The organism is Blastococcus sp. TML/C7B (assembly GCF_016612845.1).
Classification (GTDB): domain Bacteria; phylum Actinomycetota; class Actinomycetes; order Mycobacteriales; family Geodermatophilaceae; genus Blastococcus.
Genome location: NZ_JAEOAA010000001.1, coordinates 1,762,486 through 1,779,623, shown reverse-complemented (window position 1 = coordinate 1,779,623; position 17,138 = coordinate 1,762,486). Strand labels below are relative to the sequence as shown.

At 74.3% G+C, this 17,138-nt stretch carries 14 protein-coding genes; 5 read left to right on the top strand and 9 right to left on the bottom strand.

Translation table 11 applies throughout. From position 1 onward, the window contains the following. The first annotated feature begins 53 nt into the window (after positions 1-53). From JKP76_RS08650 to JKP76_RS08640, 3 genes are all read left to right on the top strand, one after another. A complete protein-coding gene (locus JKP76_RS08650) occupies positions 54-614 on the top strand; it encodes an Rv3235 family protein (protein WP_200490497.1) in 561 nt (186 codons plus the stop codon). Positions 615-704: 90 nt separating this feature from the next. Beyond that, positions 705-2,000 (top strand): acyltransferase, encoded by a 1,296-nt coding sequence (locus JKP76_RS08645; RefSeq protein ID WP_200490496.1) that lies wholly within the window; start codon positions 705-707, stop codon positions 1,998-2,000. Next, complete coding sequence (locus tag JKP76_RS08640) at positions 1,997-3,241, top strand: acyltransferase (protein ID WP_200490495.1); 1,245 nt, start codon at positions 1,997-1,999, stop codon at positions 3,239-3,241. The genes JKP76_RS08645 and JKP76_RS08640 overlap by 4 nt, the downstream gene beginning before the upstream one ends. A 52-nt stretch (positions 3,242-3,293) precedes the next feature. Here JKP76_RS08640 and secA read toward each other — a convergent pair whose 3' ends face one another. After that, positions 3,294-6,278 carry a preprotein translocase subunit SecA gene (secA, locus tag JKP76_RS08635; RefSeq protein ID WP_200490494.1) on the bottom strand — a complete coding sequence of 995 codons (2,985 nt, stop codon included), beginning with the start codon at positions 6,276-6,278 and terminating at the stop codon, positions 3,294-3,296. Positions 6,279-6,361: 83 nt separating this feature from the next. Here secA and JKP76_RS08630 point away from each other — a divergent pair, with 83 nt between their 5' ends. Beyond that, positions 6,362-6,754 (top strand): pyridoxamine 5'-phosphate oxidase family protein, encoded by a 393-nt coding sequence (locus tag JKP76_RS08630; RefSeq protein WP_200490493.1) that lies wholly within the window; start codon positions 6,362-6,364, stop codon positions 6,752-6,754. A 46-nt stretch (positions 6,755-6,800) separates the two neighbouring features. After that, the gene (locus JKP76_RS08625) at positions 6,801-7,313 is read left to right on the top strand and encodes a GNAT family N-acetyltransferase (protein WP_200490492.1); all 513 of its coding nucleotides are present in this window, start codon (positions 6,801-6,803) and stop codon (positions 7,311-7,313) included. 41 nt (positions 7,314-7,354) lie between these two features. Here JKP76_RS08625 and hpf read toward each other — a convergent pair whose 3' ends face one another. The 8 genes from hpf to manA form a co-directional block, all read right to left on the bottom strand. Further along, a complete protein-coding gene (gene hpf / locus JKP76_RS08620; RefSeq protein WP_200490491.1) occupies positions 7,355-8,032 on the bottom strand; it encodes a ribosome hibernation-promoting factor, HPF/YfiA family in 678 nt (225 codons plus the stop codon). Between the two features lie 41 nt (positions 8,033-8,073). Next, complete coding sequence (locus JKP76_RS08615; protein ID WP_200490490.1) at positions 8,074-8,811, bottom strand: ComF family protein; 738 nt, start codon at positions 8,809-8,811, stop codon at positions 8,074-8,076. Positions 8,812-8,895: 84 nt separating this feature from the next. Then, the gene (locus JKP76_RS22970; RefSeq protein ID WP_200490489.1) at positions 8,896-10,632 is read right to left on the bottom strand and encodes an LpqB family beta-propeller domain-containing protein; all 1,737 of its coding nucleotides are present in this window, start codon (positions 10,630-10,632) and stop codon (positions 8,896-8,898) included. Continuing rightward, complete coding sequence (mtrB, locus tag JKP76_RS08605) at positions 10,629-12,341, bottom strand: MtrAB system histidine kinase MtrB (RefSeq protein ID WP_200490488.1); 1,713 nt, start codon at positions 12,339-12,341, stop codon at positions 10,629-10,631. Before mtrB ends, JKP76_RS22970 begins: the two co-directional genes overlap by 4 nt. Before the next feature lie 40 nt (positions 12,342-12,381). Beyond that, positions 12,382-13,098 carry an MtrAB system response regulator MtrA gene (gene mtrA, locus JKP76_RS08600; protein ID WP_200491345.1) on the bottom strand — a complete coding sequence of 239 codons (717 nt, stop codon included), beginning with the start codon at positions 13,096-13,098 and terminating at the stop codon, positions 12,382-12,384. 82 nt (positions 13,099-13,180) lie between these two features. Beyond that, complete coding sequence (ahcY, locus tag JKP76_RS08595; RefSeq protein WP_200490487.1) at positions 13,181-14,677, bottom strand: adenosylhomocysteinase; 1,497 nt, start codon at positions 14,675-14,677, stop codon at positions 13,181-13,183. Between the two features lie 174 nt (positions 14,678-14,851). Further along, positions 14,852-15,832, bottom strand: coding sequence for a DUF1524 domain-containing protein (locus tag JKP76_RS08590; RefSeq protein WP_309229892.1), 981 nt, complete (start codon positions 15,830-15,832; stop codon positions 14,852-14,854). Between the two features lie 103 nt (positions 15,833-15,935). Next, positions 15,936-17,111, bottom strand: coding sequence for a mannose-6-phosphate isomerase, class I (gene manA / locus JKP76_RS08585; protein WP_200490486.1), 1,176 nt, complete (start codon positions 17,109-17,111; stop codon positions 15,936-15,938). Between the last annotated feature and the right edge of the window lie 27 nt (positions 17,112-17,138).

Genomic DNA, 17,138 nt, shown 5'->3' with positions numbered 1-17,138 from the left:
GCACGACCACCGACCCCGACCCACCTCGACCGACCTCGACCACGGGAGCCCGCATGACCGTCCCCGTCCACCCCGCCCCCACCCGCCCGACGCCCGCGACCGCGCCCGCCCGGCTGCGCCTGGTCCGCGTCCCGACGCCGCAGCCCCCGCTGCAGGACCCGCGCGTGCCGGTCCGCCTCGTGGTGCCCGGCGTCGCCGTCCCCCGGCCGCCGCACCGCCCCGGTCCGCGGCCGCGCCCGGCCGGTCCCGTGCCGCGGGACGACGAGTTCGGCCCCACGTGGTCGCAGCGCGCGGACCTCCCCGCGGCCGGCGAGGCGGGCCGCCGGGTGGTGACGCTCGCGCTCGAGGTGCTCGCCGGGCGGCGGCCGGTCGGGCAGCTCCAGTCGCTGACCTCGCCGGGGGTCTTCACCGCGCTCGCCCGCGGCCGGCGGCCCCGCTGGTGCTCGGGAGGAACCGCGCCGCTGCTGGTCGGCCCGGTGCACGTCTGCGAGCCGGTCGACGGCGTGGCCGAGGTCAGCGCGGTCGCCCACCGGGGCGGCCGGGCGCACGCCGTGGCGGCCCGGCTCGAGGGCATCGACGGCCGGTGGCGGTGCACCGCGCTGCAGATCGGTTAGCCGGAGGGCTGCGGATCTGCCGCGTTCCAGCCGATTGACCAGCGCTATCGCCGTGGTTACCGTCCCCCGCCACGGGCGGACGGAGGACTCATGACGGCATCTGCCGTGCTCGACGGGGGGCCGGCGGCAGCACAGGAACGTGCGTTCCCGGCGCTGGACGGGATGCGGATCATCGCCGCGGTCGCCGTCGTCGTCAGCCACACCGCGTCCCGCACCGGCGCCAGCGTCGAGGACGGGTACGGGGCGAGCATGCTCTCGCACCTCGGCGTCGGCGTCGCGGTGTTCTTCGTCCTCTCCGGCTTCCTGCTGTTCCGGCCCTTCCCGTCGGCGGCCGCCCGCGGGGTCCCGGCACCCGGCGCCGGTGCCTACCTGTGGCGGCGGGCGCTCCGGATCCTCCCGGCGTACTGGGTCACGGTGGCCGCTGCCGTGCTCTTCCTCCCGGACAACACGGCCACCGGCGCCGACGTCCTGCTGCGCTACCTGACGCTGACGCAGATCTACGACGACAACGGCTTCACGACCGCCCATGGCCTGGACCACGTGTGGAGCCTCTCCACGGAGGTCGCGTTCTACGCCGTCCTGCCGCTGCTGGCGGCCGGGCTGGTGTGGCTCTCGCGCGGCCGGCCGGACCGGCCCTGGCCCGCACTGCTCGCCCTCCTCGGGCTCACCGTCGCCGGTTCGGTGTTCCTGTACGTCGCCATGAGGAACCCGTGGGAGCTGTACCCGACCAACATCTGGCTGCCGTCGCTCTTCGGCTGGTTCGCCGGCGGGATGGCCCTCGCGCTGCTCACGGTCGCCGACCCCGACTGGGCCCCGGTCCGGGCGGCGCGGGCGCTGGGCGGCCACCTGGGCGTGTGCTGGCTCGGCGCGGCGGCCTTCTACGCGGTCGCGTGCACGCCGGTCGCCGGGCCGCACAACTACTTCGACCCGGCGGGGCCGGCCGAGCTGGTCATCCGCAACCTGCTGCTGCACATGGGGGTCGCCGTCCTCCTCGTGCTGCCGCTGGTGCTGGGCCAGGAACGGGGCGGGCCGGTGCGCCGCGCCCTGTCCGGCACGACCGCGCACCGCCTCGGCGAGATCTCCTACGGGGTGTTCCTCGTGCACGTGCCGCTGCTCACCGGCCTGTACTCCTGGCTCGCGCTCCCGGCCCTCAACGGCGGCTTCATCCCCGTCACCGTGCTCGTCCTCGGCGCCAGCGTCACGATCGCGGCCGGCATGTACGCCGCCGTCGAGCGCCCGCTGCGCCGCTTCCGGACGCTGGTCCCCGACCGGTCCCGCGCCGCCGCTCCAGCGCCCGGGCGGCACCAGGCACCCGCCGCCGCGACCCTCGCGACCGTCCCTGCGGTCGCGGTTCCGCAGCACGCGACCGGGGGGACGACGCCGTGACCGCCTCCGCCCTGCTCGACGGCGGCCCGGCCGCGGCCCAGGAGCGCGCCTTCCCCGCTCTCGACGGTCTGCGCATCCTCGCCGCCACCGCCATCGTGGTCAGCCACGTCGCCTTCATCACCGGCACCAGCTCGTCGGACACCGGCATCGGCGCGAGCGCGCTGGCCCACCTCGAGGTCGGCGTCCCGGTGTTCTTCGTGCTGTCCGGCTTCCTGCTCTTCCGGCCGTTCCCGCTGGCCGCCGTCCGGGGCGACGCGGCGCCCGACACGCGCGCCTACCTGTGGCGGCGCGCCCTGCGCATTCTCCCGACCTACTGGCTGACCGTCATCGGGGCGGTGCTGTTCCTCCCGGTCAACGAGGGCACCAACGCGGGAAAGCTGCTGCAGCACCTCGCCCTGGTCCAGGTCTACGGCGACGAGGGCCCGATCGGCGGGCTGGACCAGATGTGGAGCCTCTGCACGGAGGTCGCCTTCTACGCCGTCCTCCCGGTGCTGGCCGCGGGGCTGGGCCGGCTGTCCCGCGGTCGGGCCGCCCGACCGTGGCCCGCCCTGCTGGCCCTGGGCGGGCTGGCCGTGGCCGGGCCGCTCTTCCTGTACCTGGTCCGGCTCCACCCGTGGGGCTACCACCCGATGCACCTGTGGCTGCCGTCGTTCGCCGGGTGGTTCGCCGGCGGCATGGCCCTGGCGCTGCTCTCCGTCGCCGATCGCGGCTGGGCGCCGGTCCGTGTGGTCCGCGCCCTGGGCCGGCACCTGGTGGTGTGCTGGGCCGCGGCGGCCGTCCTGTACTGGGTCGCCTGCACGCCGCTGTCCGGGCCGTACACGTTCGCGCAGCCGACGCCGGTCGAGTCGGTCACCCGCAACGTCCTCTACATGGGCATCGCGGTGCTGGTCGTGCTGCCGCTGGTGCTCGGGCAGGAGCACGGCGGTCTCGTGCGCCGGGCGTTGTCCGGGGCGACGGCTCGCCGTCTCGGCGAGGTCTCCTACGGGGTCTTCCTCGTGCACATGCCGCTGCTCGCCGGCTTCTACGCCTGGCTGGAGATCCCGGTCCTGACCGGGCCGCCGATCCCCGTCTTCGTCATCGTCTGGGGGGCGAGCGTCGCGATCGCGGCCTGCCTCTACGTCGCCGTCGAGCGGCCGGTGCGCCGGTTCCGTTCGCTGGTCCCCGACCACGGCCGGACGCCCCGGGCGGAACCGGCCGTGCACCCGGCCCCCGGTGACCTGGCGGTCGAGCCGACGAAGTGACGGGAGGCGCCGGCCGGCGGTACCGCCTGGCCGGCGCCTCCCTGTCGGCCGGTCAGCTGCCGGCCGCTCCGTGGCACTGCTTGTACTTCTTGCCCGAGCCGCACGGGCAGGGCGCGTTGCGCGGGGTCTCCTTGGTGCCGCTGACCGTCGCGGTCTTCGCGGCCTTGGCCCGGCCGCTGTCCTTGGCGGAGGCGTCCAGGCTCGGCGCGGAGTAGGTGAGGTTCTCCGGCACCCGGCGCACCTCGTCGAGGCCCTTGACCGAGAGCTCCGGCCCGGTGCCCGACGGGGAGGGCGCGGTCGGCGCGGCAGCGGCCGCGGGCGCCGCCGGCTCCGCCTTCCGCGCGGTGCCCGACCGGCGCGCGGTCGGCGCGGCCGCGCCGTGGGTGTGCGCCGCGTGCGCGGCCTCGGCGGCCGCCGCGGCGGCGATCTTCGCCTCGGCGGCCTGGCGCGCCAGCACCCGCGCCGTCCCCTCCTGGGCCGCGGCGAGCGCCTTGGCCTCGGCCTCGTCCTGCTTGGCCTTGGCCTCCGCCTCCTGCTCCTCCTTGGTCTTGACCTCGAGGTTGAACAGGAAGCCGACCGACTCCTCCTTGATGCCGTCGAGCATCGCGTTGAACATGTCGTAGCCCTCCCGCTGGTACTCCACGACCGGGTCGCGGTTGGCCATCGCGCGCAGGTGGATGCCGGCCCGCAGGTAGTCCATCTCGTAGAGGTGCTCGCGCCACTTGCGGTCCAGGACGCTGAGCAGCACCCGCCGCTCCAGCTCGCGCATCACCTGCGAGCCGAGCGCGGACTCGCGCGCCTCGTAGGCGCGGTGCACGTCCTCGAGCAGCTCGGTCTTGAGGTCCTCGGCGGAGATCTCGGCCTGCTCGCCGCCGCCCAGCCGGGCGACGACGTCGTCGACGGTCACGCCCACCGGGTAGAGGGCCTTGAGGCCGGTCCACAGCTGGTCGAGGTCCCAGTCCTCGGCGTAGCCGGTCTCGGTCGCGCCGTCGACGTAGGCGGCGACGACGTCGTCGACCATCGAGCGCAGCTGCTCGTGCAGGTCGGCGCCCTCGAGCACCCTGCGCCGCTCGTCGTAGATGACGGTGCGCTGGCGGTTGAGCACCTCGTCGTACTTGAGGACGTCCTTGCGGACCTCGAAGTTCTGCTGCTCGACCTGGGTCTGCGCGGACTTGATCGCCCGGCTGACCATCTTGGACTCGATCGGCTGGTCGTCGGGCACCCGCAGCGTGGTCATCATCGACTCGAGCATCGGCCCGTTGAACCGGCGCATCAGGTCGTCGCCCAGGGAGAGGTAGAACCGCGACTCCCCCGGGTCTCCCTGCCGGCCCGAGCGACCGCGCAGCTGGTTGTCGATGCGGCGCGACTCGTGCCGCTCGGTGCCCAGCACGTAGAGGCCACCGGCCTCGACGACCTGCTCGTGCTCCGCCTTGACCTGCGCCTTGGCCGACGCGAGGGCGTCGTCCCAGGCGGCCTCGTACTCCTCCGGCGTCTCCGCCGGGGAGAGCCCGCGGGCCCGCAGCGCCTCGTCGGCGATGAACTCGGCGTTCCCGCCGAGCTGGATGTCGGTGCCCCGCCCGGCCATGTTGGTGGCGACGGTGACCGACCCGGCCCGGCCGGCCATCGCGATGATCGCGGCCTCACGGGCGTGGTTCTTGGCGTTGAGGACCTCGTGCGGGATGCCTCGGCGCAGCAGGAACTTCGCCAGCACCTCGGACTTCTCGACGCTCGCGGTGCCGACCAGGACCGGCTGGCCCTTCGCGTGCCGCTCGGCGATGTCGTCGACGACGGCGTCGAACTTGGCCGTCTCGGTCTTGTAGATGACGTCCGAGCGGTCCTCGCGGATCATCGGCCGGTTCGTCGGGATGGGGACGACGCCCAGCTTGTAGGTCTGGTGCAGCTCGGCGGCCTCGGTCTGGGCCGTGCCGGTCATCCCGGAGAGCTTCTCGTAGAGCCGGAAGTAGTTCTGGAGGGTGATCGTGGCGAGCGTCTGGTTCTCGTCCTTGATCTTCACCTTCTCCTTGGCCTCGATGGCCTGGTGCATGCCCTCGTTGTAGCGGCGCCCGGAGAGCACCCGACCGGTGAACTCGTCGACGATCAGCACCTCGCCGTTGGTGACGATGTACTGCTGGTCCTTCTTGAACAGCTCCTTGGCCTTGAGGGCGTTGTTCAGGTAGCCGATCAGCGGGGTGTTGACCGCCTCGTACAGGTTGTCGATGCCGAGCTGGTCCTCGACGAACTCGACGCCCTCCTCGGTGACGGCGACGGTCCGCTTGGACTCCTCGACCTCGTAGTGCACGTCGCGCTTCATCATCGGGACGATGCGGGCGAACTCGCCGTACCACTTGGCGCTGGTCTCGGCCGGGCCGCTGATGATCAGCGGGGTGCGCGCCTCGTCGATGAGGATCGAGTCGACCTCGTCGACGATCGCGAAGTGGTGGCCGCGCTGCACCAGGTCGGCCTTGCTCCAGGCCATGTTGTCGCGCAGGTAGTCGAAGCCGAACTCGTTGTTCGTGCCGTAGGTGATGTCGCAGCCGTACTGCTCGCGCCGGGTCGCCGGGGGCTGCCCGGAGAGGATCGTGCCGACGTTCAGCCCGAGGAAGCGGTGCACCCGGCCCATGGACTCCGCGTCACGGGCGGCCAGGTAGTCGTTGACGGTGACGATGTGCACGCCGTCGCCGGTCAGGGCGTTGAGGTAGGCCGCCAGCACGCCGGTGAGGGTCTTGCCCTCACCGGTCTTCATCTCGGCGATGTTCCCCAGGTGCAGCGCCGCACCACCCATGAGCTGCACGCGGAAGTGCCGCTGCCCCAGCGTGCGGGTCGCCGCCTCGCGGACGACGGCGAACGCCTCCGGCAGCAGCTGGTCGAGGGACTCCCCGTCGGCGTACCGCTCCTTGAACTCGTCGGTCTTCGCCCGGAGTTCCGCGTCGCTGAGCTCGACGCAGTCGTCGGCCAGGGATTCGACCGCGTCGGCGATCTTGGAGAGTCGTCGGACCTGCTTGCCCTCGCCGGCGCGGAGGATCTTCTGGAACACCACGACCCCAGCGTAGGCGTGCGACCTGGGAACGCAGCCCCAGCGCGTTTCCGAACCGCCCGGCCGGTTGCTCTAGCCTCCCGCGGGTGTCCAGGAACCCCGCAGACCTCGCCCCGACCACCCTCGAGTTCCTCACCGAGCGGCACCTGGCGACGCTGACCACGCTGCGCGCCGACGGCAGCCCGCACGTGGTCCCGGTCGGGGTCACCTACGACCCGGCCACCGCCACCGCCCGCATCATCACCTCGGGCACGTCGGCGAAGGCCCGGCACGTGCGCGCCGGTCAGCCCCGCGTCGCCGTCTGCCAGGTCGACGGCGCCCGGTGGCTGACGCTGGAGGGGACCGCCGTGGTGAAGGACGACGCGGCGTCCGTCGCCGACGCCGTCGAGCGCTACGCGCGGCGGTACCGCACCCCCCGGGAGAACCCGGCCCGCGTGGTCATCGAGATCTCGGTGGACCGGGTGCTCGGCAACGCCTGACACTGCGTCCGTGGACCTGTCCCTGATCGACCTCCCCACGGAGGTCGTGCGCAGCGAGCGGCTCGTGCTGCGGCCCTACCGGGCCGACGACGTGGGGGCGGTGCACCGCGCCTGCCAGGATGCCGACATCCAGCGCTGGACGACCGTGCCGGTGCCGTACACGGAGGCCGATGCGCTGGCGTTCGTCACCGAGACCACGGTGTCGGGACGCGCAGAAGGCCGCGGACTGCTCACGGCCGTGGAGGCCGACGGTCGGTTCGTCGGCTCCGCGGGACTGCACTTCACGAGGGGCATGCTCGGCCCGGGCGTCGGCTACTGGGTCGCGCCCTGGGCCCGCGGGCAGGGGTACGCCGCCGAGGCGGCGCGGGCGCTGGCCGACTGGGCGTTTCGCCACGACGCCGTTCGTGTGCACCTGGCTGCCGACGTGCGGAACACCGCGTCCCAGGCGGTAGCGCTGCGCGCGGGGTTCGTCCGTGAGGGGGTCATCCGCGCCGGCCTGCCCTATCGGGACGGCACGCAAGGCGATGCCGCGTTGTTCTCGCGCCTGCCCGACGACTGAGCGGGAGGAGGGCGCCCGCGGCGGGCGCCCTCCTCCCGGGGTCAGGCGGGTGCGCCGGCCGGGGTGGCGACGGGGGCCGACCCGACGCCGTCCTGCGACACCGGTGCCAGCCGGATCAGGCCGTAGTCGTAGGCGTGCCGGCGGTAGACCACCGTCGGCTGCCCGGTGTCGGCGCACTGGAAGAGGAAGAAGTCGTGGCCGACCAGCTCCATCTCGTGGAGGGCCTGGTCGACGTGCATCGGCGTCGCCGGGTGGATCTTCTCCCGGACGATGCGGCCGGGCAGGTGCTCGTCCAGCTCGGTCACGAGCGGACCGTCGGCCTGGTCGAGCTCGGTGGGGGTCACGTCGACGACGGCGCCGAGCGCACCGCTGTCGGCCATGCGGACGCTGGCCGGGGTCCGCCGGCCGTGGTGGACGCGGCGCCGGTCGGCCGCGCGGCGCAACCGGTTGTCCAGCTTGGTCACCGCGAGGTCGAGCGCGGCGTAGAAGTCCGGGCCGTTGGCCTCGGCGCGTACGACGGGGCCCTTGCCCCGCAGGGTGATCTCCACCCGCTGGGCGCTGGCCGCCTGGCGGGGGTTCTTCTCGTGGAACAGCTCCACGTCGATCCGGAGGATCTTCAGCTTCCGGTCGAACCGGTCGGTGGTCCCGACCTTGTCCTCGACCAGCTGGCGGTAGTGCTCGGGAACTTCGACATTGCGACCACGGACGACGATCTCCATGAGACCTCCCGGTGAGAATCCGGCGTTCGGTCACGTCGACGCTAGTCCCTCGGACCCGGTCCCGACAGTCGGCCGCGGGTCCCCCGCGGACGCTCCCGCGGGGTCGCGGCGACGACCGCGGCGAGCACCGGCAGTGCGCCCGGACCGGCCAGCCCGGCGAGCACCGCGCCCGCCTCGGTGAGCGTCGCGCCGCTGGTCACGACGTCGTCGACGAGGACGAGCGGCCCCGTTCCCGCGGCCGCCCCCGGGGCGAGGACGAACGTCCCGGCCAGGTTGGCCCGCCGCTGAGCCGCCGACAGCCCGGCGGAGTCGCGGACCCGTCCGCGGCGGTGCAGCAGGCGGCGCTGCGCCGCGGGCAGCCCCGCGGCGCGCAGCTCGCGGACGGCGCGACCGGTGAGCTCGCGGACGTGGTCCCGCCCCCGGGAGCGCAGCGCGGCCGACGAGCTGGGCACCGGCACGAGCAGCACCTCCCCCGGCGGGCCGGGCAGCGCGGAGACGACGGCGGCGACCGCCAGCGCGAGCGCCGTCCCCAGGGGGCGGGCCAGCTCCGCCCGGCCGCGCTCCTTGAACGCGAGCACCGCCGGGCGCACCGGACCGGCGTAGGCGCCGGCGGCCACCGTCGGCGGGAAGCCCTCGGGGAAGCGCCGCGGGGTGGCCAGGTGCGGGCGGGCCAGCAGCGCACCGCACCCGGGGCAGAGCGCAGCACCGGGCAGCCCGCAGCCGGCGCAGGTGCGCGGCAGCACCAGGTCGGCCAGCGCGGACCACGCGGAACCGCCCACGCGGGCAGCCTGACCGCCCGGGGCGCGGCCCGGAACCCCGGCAGCCGATCTGTGGACGGCCGTCCCGGCCCGGCGGCCGGCGACCTACAGCGGGTAGAACGGCGCCGATCCGCTCAGCGGCTCCTGGCCGCGGACCAGCGTGCCCCACGTGCCGTTGAGCCACTGCCAGAGCGTGCCGCCGGCGGCGACCAGCGGCGGGCGGCCGGGCGTCGCGCCGAGCGACGTGGGCGGCGCGGGCAGCCCCGAGGTCCGCACCGTGGTCAGGCCCCAGCCGTCGACGCCGAGCGAGTACGGCTGCTCCTCCCCCGGGTCGCCGGCCAGCACCCACAGCTGGCCCGCCGAGCGCCAGGCCACGTCGAGGACCGCGGACAGCGTCGGCGCGACCGGCAGCAGGTCGCGGACGGCCACCCCGGCCTCGTCGGAGCGCACGACCGTGCCCACGTGCAGCCGCGGCCCCAGCGCACCGGCGATGACCACCGCGACGCGGGTGCCGTCCGGCGAGAGCTCGAGCACCTGCGCCCGGCCGAGGCCCGCGAGCGTGGGCGCGTTCACCGCCTGCGGCGCGGCCTGCGGCACGCCCGCCGGCACGCGGACGATCTCGGCGCCGTCGCGGACCACCCACACCTCGGGGCGGGTGGCGGCCACGGTCGGCGCGCTGAAGGTGGCCCCGCGGAGCAGCGGCGCCAGATCACCGCCGTAGCGCCCGGTCAGCAGCACCGCGCCGTCGAACTCCTGCCGCACGCCGACCAGGGAGCTCAGGCTGCCGTCCCGGGCGTCGGCGGAGACGGCGGCCGAGGCGAGCCCGTACCCCGGGGCCCCGGCCGGGCCGGGGGCCGGCTCCCCGGTGTCGGCGGTGCGCAGCGCGCCGGTGAGGTCGAGGTAGTGGCCGACCGTCTCCAGCGAGGTGGCGTCGGGGTCGAAGGCGGCCCAGTCGTCGGTGGTCTGCTCCCGCGGCACGTCCTCGAGGTCCAGCGGTTCGCCGTCGACGGTGATCTCCACCGAGCGGATCCGCAGGTCCTCGAGCTGGGCCAGCGACCAGACCAGCTGGGCGCACAGCTCGCGCAGCGGGGTGCCCGGTCCGACCACGAGGTCGGCGAGGTCGACCGTCGCGGTCTGCCCCTCGACGGTGACCGTGCGGGCCAGCCGGACCCCGGACAGGGGGTTGCGGACGCCGGGGGCCAGCGTCGGCGAGGGCCCCTCGATGAGCCGCTCCACCAGCGCCGTGGGCTGGGCCTCGCCGCGGATCAGGTAGCGGGGGTCGGGCACGAGCTGCTGCAGGGTGGGGTCGAGGAAGTAGGCGGCCACCGGGTCGTACAGCCGCTCGAAGTCCGGCTCGAGCATCACCAGGACGTCGGGGGTGTCGGTGATCCGCCACTCGCCGTCGACCTCGGCCAGCGGGAAGTCGAAGGTGAACGGCTCGTTCCGGGCGACGGTGAACGAGCCGCGCGGGTCCACGGTGCCCACCTGGGTCGCGGTCACGTCGACCGAGCCGGCCTCGCTGGCCACGGTCGCGTAGCCCTGCCCGATGATCGTGATGCCGGTGGCGTCGGACCACGTGCTCGCCGCCTCGGCGGTCAGGTACTCCGCGGCCACGGGGCGCCCGCGCACGCTGCTGGCGGCGGCGTCGATGAAGCCCCGCACGATCTCCTCGGGTGTCGCCCCGGCCGCCGGGGGCAGCGGCGGGGGCTCGACGTCCTGGACCGGCCGCTCCGGCGCCTGGGTGATCTGCACCGTCGGCGAGCTGGTCGGGACGATGGAGCACGCGGTCAGCGCCAGCAGCACCGCAGCGGCCAGCGCCGGCAGCACCGCCCGCCGGCTCACGACGCACCTCCCGCGCGGCGGACCACCAGCGGGCGCAGCGGCAGCGGCGAGCTGGTCAGCTCCCCGCCGGCGGTCAGCGGCAGGGTGAGCCGGAACTGGGCCCCGGCCCCGGGCTGGCCCCAGACCTGCAGCCAGCCCCCGTGCAGCCGGGCGTCCTCGAGGCTGATCGACAGGCCCAGGCCGCTGCCGCCGACGCTGCGCACGCGGGAGGGGTCCGCGCGCCAGAACCGGTCGAACACGTGCTGGGCGTCGGCCGAGCTCAGGCCGACGCCGTGGTCGCGGACGGTCACCGCCGCCGCGCTCCGGTTGGCCGCCAGGGTGATCTCCACCGGCCTGCCCGCCCCGTGCTCGATCGCGTTGCCGACGAGGTTGCGCAGGATGCGCTCGACCCGCCGCGCGTCGACCTCCGCGATCACGTCGTCGTCGGGCCGGTCGACGGTCAGCTCGCAGCCGTGCCGCTCGGCCAGCGAGTACATGCCGGCGGCGACCCGGGCCACGATCGCGCCCAGGTCGGTCGACTCCGCCTCCAGGGTCGCCGCGCCGGCGTCGTAGCGGCTGATCTCCAGCAGGTCGGTGAGCAGCCGCTCGAACCGGTCCAGCTCGGCGCGCAGCAGCTCGGCGGAGCGGGCCACGTGCGCCGGGAAGTCGCCGCGCGCCTCGTGCAGCACCTCGGCGGCCATCTGCACGGTGGTCAGCGGGGTGCGCAGCTCGTGCGAGACGTCGGACGTGAACCGCTGCTGCAGCTGGGAGAGCCCCTCCAGCTGGGTGATCTGCCGCTGGAGGCTGTCGGCCATGGCGTTGAAGCTGGTGGCCAGCCGGGCGAGGTCGTCCTCGCCGCGCACCGCCATCCGCTCCTCGAGCTGGCCCTCGGCCAGCCGCTGCGCCGTCCCGGCCGCCCGGCGCACCGGGTCGACCACCAGCCGGGTGACCAGCACCCCGATGCCGACGACGAACATCGTCAGGGCGAACCCGCTGATCACCACGGTGCTGCGGATCAGCGCGAGGCTCTCCGCCTCCTGGCTCAGCGGGAAGACGTAGTAGAGCTCGATCTGCTCGGTGCCCCCGGTGTCGCCCTGCACCGGCGCGCCGATGACCAGCGACGCCCGCGGCTCGCCGGCGTCGTCGGGGATCTCGTCGTAGCGGTAGGACTGGTTGCCGGCGTCGACGTCGGCCCGCAGGTCGGCGGGCAGCGCCTGGTAGATCAGCGCGCGACTCGGGCCGGGCACCTCCCGGCCGCCGCTGCGGTAGACCATGACGACGTCGAAGTCGCCGGCCGCGCCGCCGCGCTGGAGCAGCGCGTTGCCGGTGCGGGCGAGGGTGGCGCGCACGCTCGAGGCGTCGCCGGTGGCGATGCCGGCCACCTCGTTCTGCGCGTAGATGACGCCGGCCTGCGCCTGGTCGATGGCCGCCTGCCGCTTGACCGAGAGCAGCTGGTCGCGGATCTGGCTGAACAGCACCAGGCTCACGATGATCACCACCGTGCCGGCCACCGCCATGGTGATGGCGCCGATCCGCACCTGCAGCGACGAGCGCCAGGCGTGCACCGCGCGGCGCACCGCGCGCCGGGTGACCGACCGGATCCGGCGGCGGCCGGCACCGGCCCGCCGGCGCAGGCCCCGGCGGAGCCGCGCCAGCTCGCTCCGGCGCGGGCCCGGGGGGCGGGGTGCCGTCGTGCCGGTCTCCGCCGGAGGGGTGGAGGTGGCGGTCACGACCCCATTGTCGGGCACGGCGCGCCCCTGCCCGCGCGGCTCACGGCGGGCCGGCCTTGTAGCCGACCCCCCGCACCGTCAGGACGACCTCGGGGCGCTCCGGGTCCTTCTCGATCTTCGCGCGCAGCCGCTGCACGTGGACGTTCACCAGCCGGGTGTCCGCAGCGTGCCGGTAGCCCCACACCTGCTCGAGCAGCAGCTCGCGGGTGAACACCTGCCGCGGCTTGCGGGCCAGCGCCACCAGCAGGTCGAACTCCAGCGGGGTGAGCGCGACCGGCACGCCGTCGCGGGTGACCTGGTGGGCGGGGACGTCGATCTGCACGTCGCCGATGGACAGGCTCTCGGCCTGCCCGGTCTCGCCGCGGCGCAGCTGCGCGCGCACGCGGGCGACGAGCTCGACGGGCTTGAACGGCTTGGTGACGTAGTCGTCGGCGCCGGCCTCCAGCCCCTGGACGACGTCGATCGTGTCGCCCTTGGCCGTGAGCATCACGATCGGCACGGTCGACTGCGTCCGGATGTCCTGGCAGATCTGCAGGCCGTTGCGGCCGGGCAGCATCAGGTCCAGGAGGACGAGGTCCGGGCGGGTCTGCTGGAAGACCCCGAGGGCGCGGTTGCCGTCGGAGACGAAGGCCGGTTCGTACCCCTCCCGGCGCAGCACGATCCCGAGCATCTCGGCGAGGGCGGCGTCGTCGTCGACGACGAGGACACGGCCGCGGCTGGGCCCGTTCTGCGGAGCGGTGGGTGGCACGGGGCCCATTCTGCGCTGACCTGCCCCGAACATGGGTGCACCCCACCCGCCCGGGTGGGGCGGATGGGGTGCTCCCTGCGGTCTACCGGGCTCAGTAGCGGTAGTGGTCGCTCTTGTACGGGCCCTCGACGGGGACGCCGATGTAGTCGGCCTGCACCTTGGTCAGCACCGTCAGCTTCACGCCGAGGGCGTCCAGGTGCAGCCGCGCCACGTGCTCGTCGAGCTTCTTCGGCAGCACGGTGACCGTGGGCTCCTTGCCCTCGTAGGCCGCCCGGTTGCTCCACAGCTCGATCTGCGCCAGCGTCTGGTTGGAGAACGAGGCGCTCATGACGAAGCTCGGGTGCCCGGTGGCGTTGCCGAGGTTCAGCAGCCGGCCCTCGGAGAGCACGATGATCGTGTGGCCGTCCTCGAACCGCCACTCGTCGACCTGCGGCTTGATGGTCGTGCGGACCACGCCGGGGGTCTTCGCCAGGCCGGCCATGTCGATCTCGTTGTCGAAGTGGCCGATGTTGCCGATGATCGCCTGGTGCTTGGTCGAGGCCAGCTGCTCGGCCGAGATGATGTCCTTGTTGCCGGTCGTGGTGATGATGATGTCGGCCTTGCCGATCACCTCGTCCAGCGTGGTCACCTCGTAGCCGTGCATGGCGGCCTGCAGGGCGTTGATCGGGTCGATCTCGGTGATGATCACGCGGGCGCCCTGGCCGCGGAGCGACTCCGCGCAGCCCTTGCCGACGTCGCCGTAGCCGCAGACCACGGCCACCTTGCCGCCGATCATGACGTCGGTGGCGCGGTTGAGGCCGTCGATGAGCGAGTGCCGGCAGCCGTAGAGGTTGTCGAACTTGCTCTTGGTGACCGAGTCGTTGACGTTGATCGCCGGGAAGAGCAGGCGGCCGTCGCGGGCGAGCTCGTAGAGCCGCATGACGCCGGTGGTGGTCTCCTCGGTGACGCCCTTGATGCCCTGGCCGATGCGGGTCCAGTAGCCCTGGTCCTCGGCGAGCGTGCCGCGGAGGGTCTCGAGGATGACCGCGTACTCCTCGGAGTCCGCGTCGGTGGTGTCGGGGACGACGCCGTCGGCCTCGAAGCGGGTGCCGAGGTGCACCAGCAGGGTGGCGTCGCCGCCGTCGTCGAGCAGCATGTTCGGGCCGACGACGTCGCCGCTCTCGTCGCGGAACTCGAACAGGCGCTGGGTGCACCACCAGTACTCGGGGAGGGTCTCGCCCTTCCAGGCGAAGACCGGGACGCCGGCGGGCTCCTCGGGGGTGCCCTCGCCGACGACGATCGCCGCGGCGGCGTGGTCCTGGGTGGAGAAGATGTTGCAGCTGACCCAGCGGACGTCGGCGCCCAGCGCGGTCAGGGTCTCGATGAGGACGGCGGTCTGCACGGTCATGTGCAGCGAGCCGGCGATGCGCGCGCCGGCGAGGGGCTGGGCGTCGCCGTACTCCTCGCGCAGCGCCATGAGGCCGGGCATCTCGTGCTCGGCGAGCTGGATCTCCTTGCGGCCGAAGCCCGCGAGGGAGAGGTCGGCGACCTTGTAGTCGGCCTCGCCGGTGGGGGTGGTCAGCGGACGGGTGCCAGTGCTGGCGGTCATGAAAGCTCCAGGGTGTGCCCGGCGCGGAGCCGGGCGGTGCAGTCGGATGCAGGATCGCTTCGATCCCCCCGTGACGGGGGGAGAGCGAGCATGCCGAGGCTTCGGCGGGGCTCGTGCCGTCGTCCAGGATAGGCGCCGGGCGCAACCCCGTCCCCCCTCGACCACCCGCCGGGGTCAGGACTCGCAGCCGACCCCGTCGCCGTCGCCGTCGAACCGGGGCGAGAACCCGGGGTCGCCGGCGCGGATCGGCGCGGCGCCGGCGGCCTTCACCTCCGCGCAGTTCGCGTAGGTCGGCGCGGGTCCCGGCTCGACCCCCATGGGGCCGACGACGACCGGCGGCTGCTCCGGCGCGGTGGCCGGCTGCGGCTGCGCGGCCACCACTCCCCCGGGCAGCGGCTCGTCCGGGCAGGAGCCCAGCACCCGGGCCATGGCGTCCTTCTCCGCCTGGGTGACCCAGACGCCGTAGCTCAGCTTCACCGCGACCTGCCGGGCGACGTAGGTGCAGCGGAACGCCGTCCGCGGCGGCAGCCAGGTGGCGGCGTCGCCGTCGCTCTTCTGCATGTTCAGCGGCCCGTCGACGGCCAGCAGGTTGAGCGGGTCGTTGGCGAACCGGGCGCGGGTGCCGGCGTCCCACTGCTGGGCGCCCTTCTGCCAGGCGTCGGACAGCGCCACGACGTGGTCGATCTGCACCGCCTCGCTGGTCCCCTGCCCGCGCTGGAACCCGATGGTGCGGCCCGAGTACGGATCGGCCAGCGAGCCGGTGAGGACGACGCAGTCGCGGGTGCCGGGCTTGAACGTCTCGCCGGTCAGGTCGCGGGCCAGGACGTCGTTGCGGGTGTCGCAGCCGTTGCGGTCGGTGTCCACCCAGCCGTCGCCGAACAGGTCGCGGTCGTAGCCGGTCCGCGGCGCCCGCCCCTTGACCTCGAGCGCCTCCAGCGCGGCCAGCGCCGTCGCCGGTGCGGCGCCGTCGGGCGAGGGGGCCGGCGCGGGCTCGACCGGCGGGGCGTCGGGCGCGACGGAGGGAGCGGTGGTGAGGGCCACCTCGTCGGCGGCGGTCGCCTGCACGGCGCACCCGCCGAGCAGGCCGGCCGCCACCAGCGGCCCGAGCACCGCCCGCGCGAGGCGCCCGGGACGGCCGGGCGGGCGTTCGGTCACGGAGTTCCCCCGGTATCAGACGGCAGCGCCCCGGAACGTAGGCCGGGCGCGCTCCCGCCGGGTGCCGCGACACGCAGGTCGCGGCACCGCCCGCGTCACACCGTCAGGGGACGTTCGTGGTCGCCCGGTAGAGCACCGCGGGGCCGTGGGCGCTCACCGGCGTGCCCGCCGGCACGAACGCGGACTCGCCCTTGCCCAGGGTCAGCGACTCCTCGGCCGAGGACAGCACCGCGGTGCCCTCGGTGCACAGCAGCAGCTGCGGGCCACGGGTGGTGAGCGTGCCGGCCTGGTCGCCGAGCTGGCAGCGGGTGAGGTCGAAGTCCTCCACCGGCACGGGGTAGCGCAGCCCACCGGGCCCGAGGACCGGGTGCAGCACCGGCACCCGGCCGTCGGTGAAGTCGAGCACCTCGATCAGCGCCGCGAGGTCGACGTGCTTGCCGGTCAGCCCGCCGCGCAGCACGTTGTCCGAGCTGGCCATGACCTCGACGCCGGCCCCGGAGAGGTAGGCGTGCAGGTTGCCCGCGGGCATGAACACCGCCTCGCCGGGCTCCAGCTTGAGGTGGTTGCACATCAGCGAGATGACCACGCCCGGGTCGCCCGGGTAGGTCTCGGCGAGCGAGGCCGCCCACCGGTAGGTGTTGATGAACTCGGGGTCGTGCGCCGCGACGAAGCCCGCCGCGGCCTCGGCGACCGCGTCCACGAGCGCGCCGCGGTTCTCCGGGGAGAGCGCGATCAGCTGCGGGATCGCGGCCCGCAGGCCACCGCGGGCCAGCGCCGCGATGGTCGGCTTGAGCTCGGGCACCTGCAGCTTGGCCAGGCAGTGCAACGACTCCTCGACCGGCCGGAACCCGCAGAGGGCCTCGAACGGCGTCAGCGCCAGCAGGATCTCCGGCTTGTGCGACCGGTCCTTGAACGTGCGCGTCGGGGAGTCGCGCGGCACGCCCGCGGCCTCCTCGGCGGCGAACCCGGCCGCGGCCTGCTCGTTGGTCGGGTGCGCCTGCAGCGAGAGCGGCTGGTCGGCGGCGAGCACCTTCATCAGGAACGGCAGCCGGGCACCGAACCGGTTGACGACCTCGGGGCCCAGCAGCAGCTCGGGCTCCTCGGCGATCGCCTTGTCCAGCGGGACGCCGTCGGAGCGCACGCTGGGCTCGTCGGGGTGCGCGCCCATCCACAGCTCGGCGTGCGGCCGGTCGGCCGGCGAGGGCAGCCCCAGGAGTTCCGGGATGACCGTGCGCGAGCCCCACGGGTAGTGACGCACCGCGTTCTGAAGCTGCCACATGGGGTCAGGCTAACTTCCCGGCTCCGC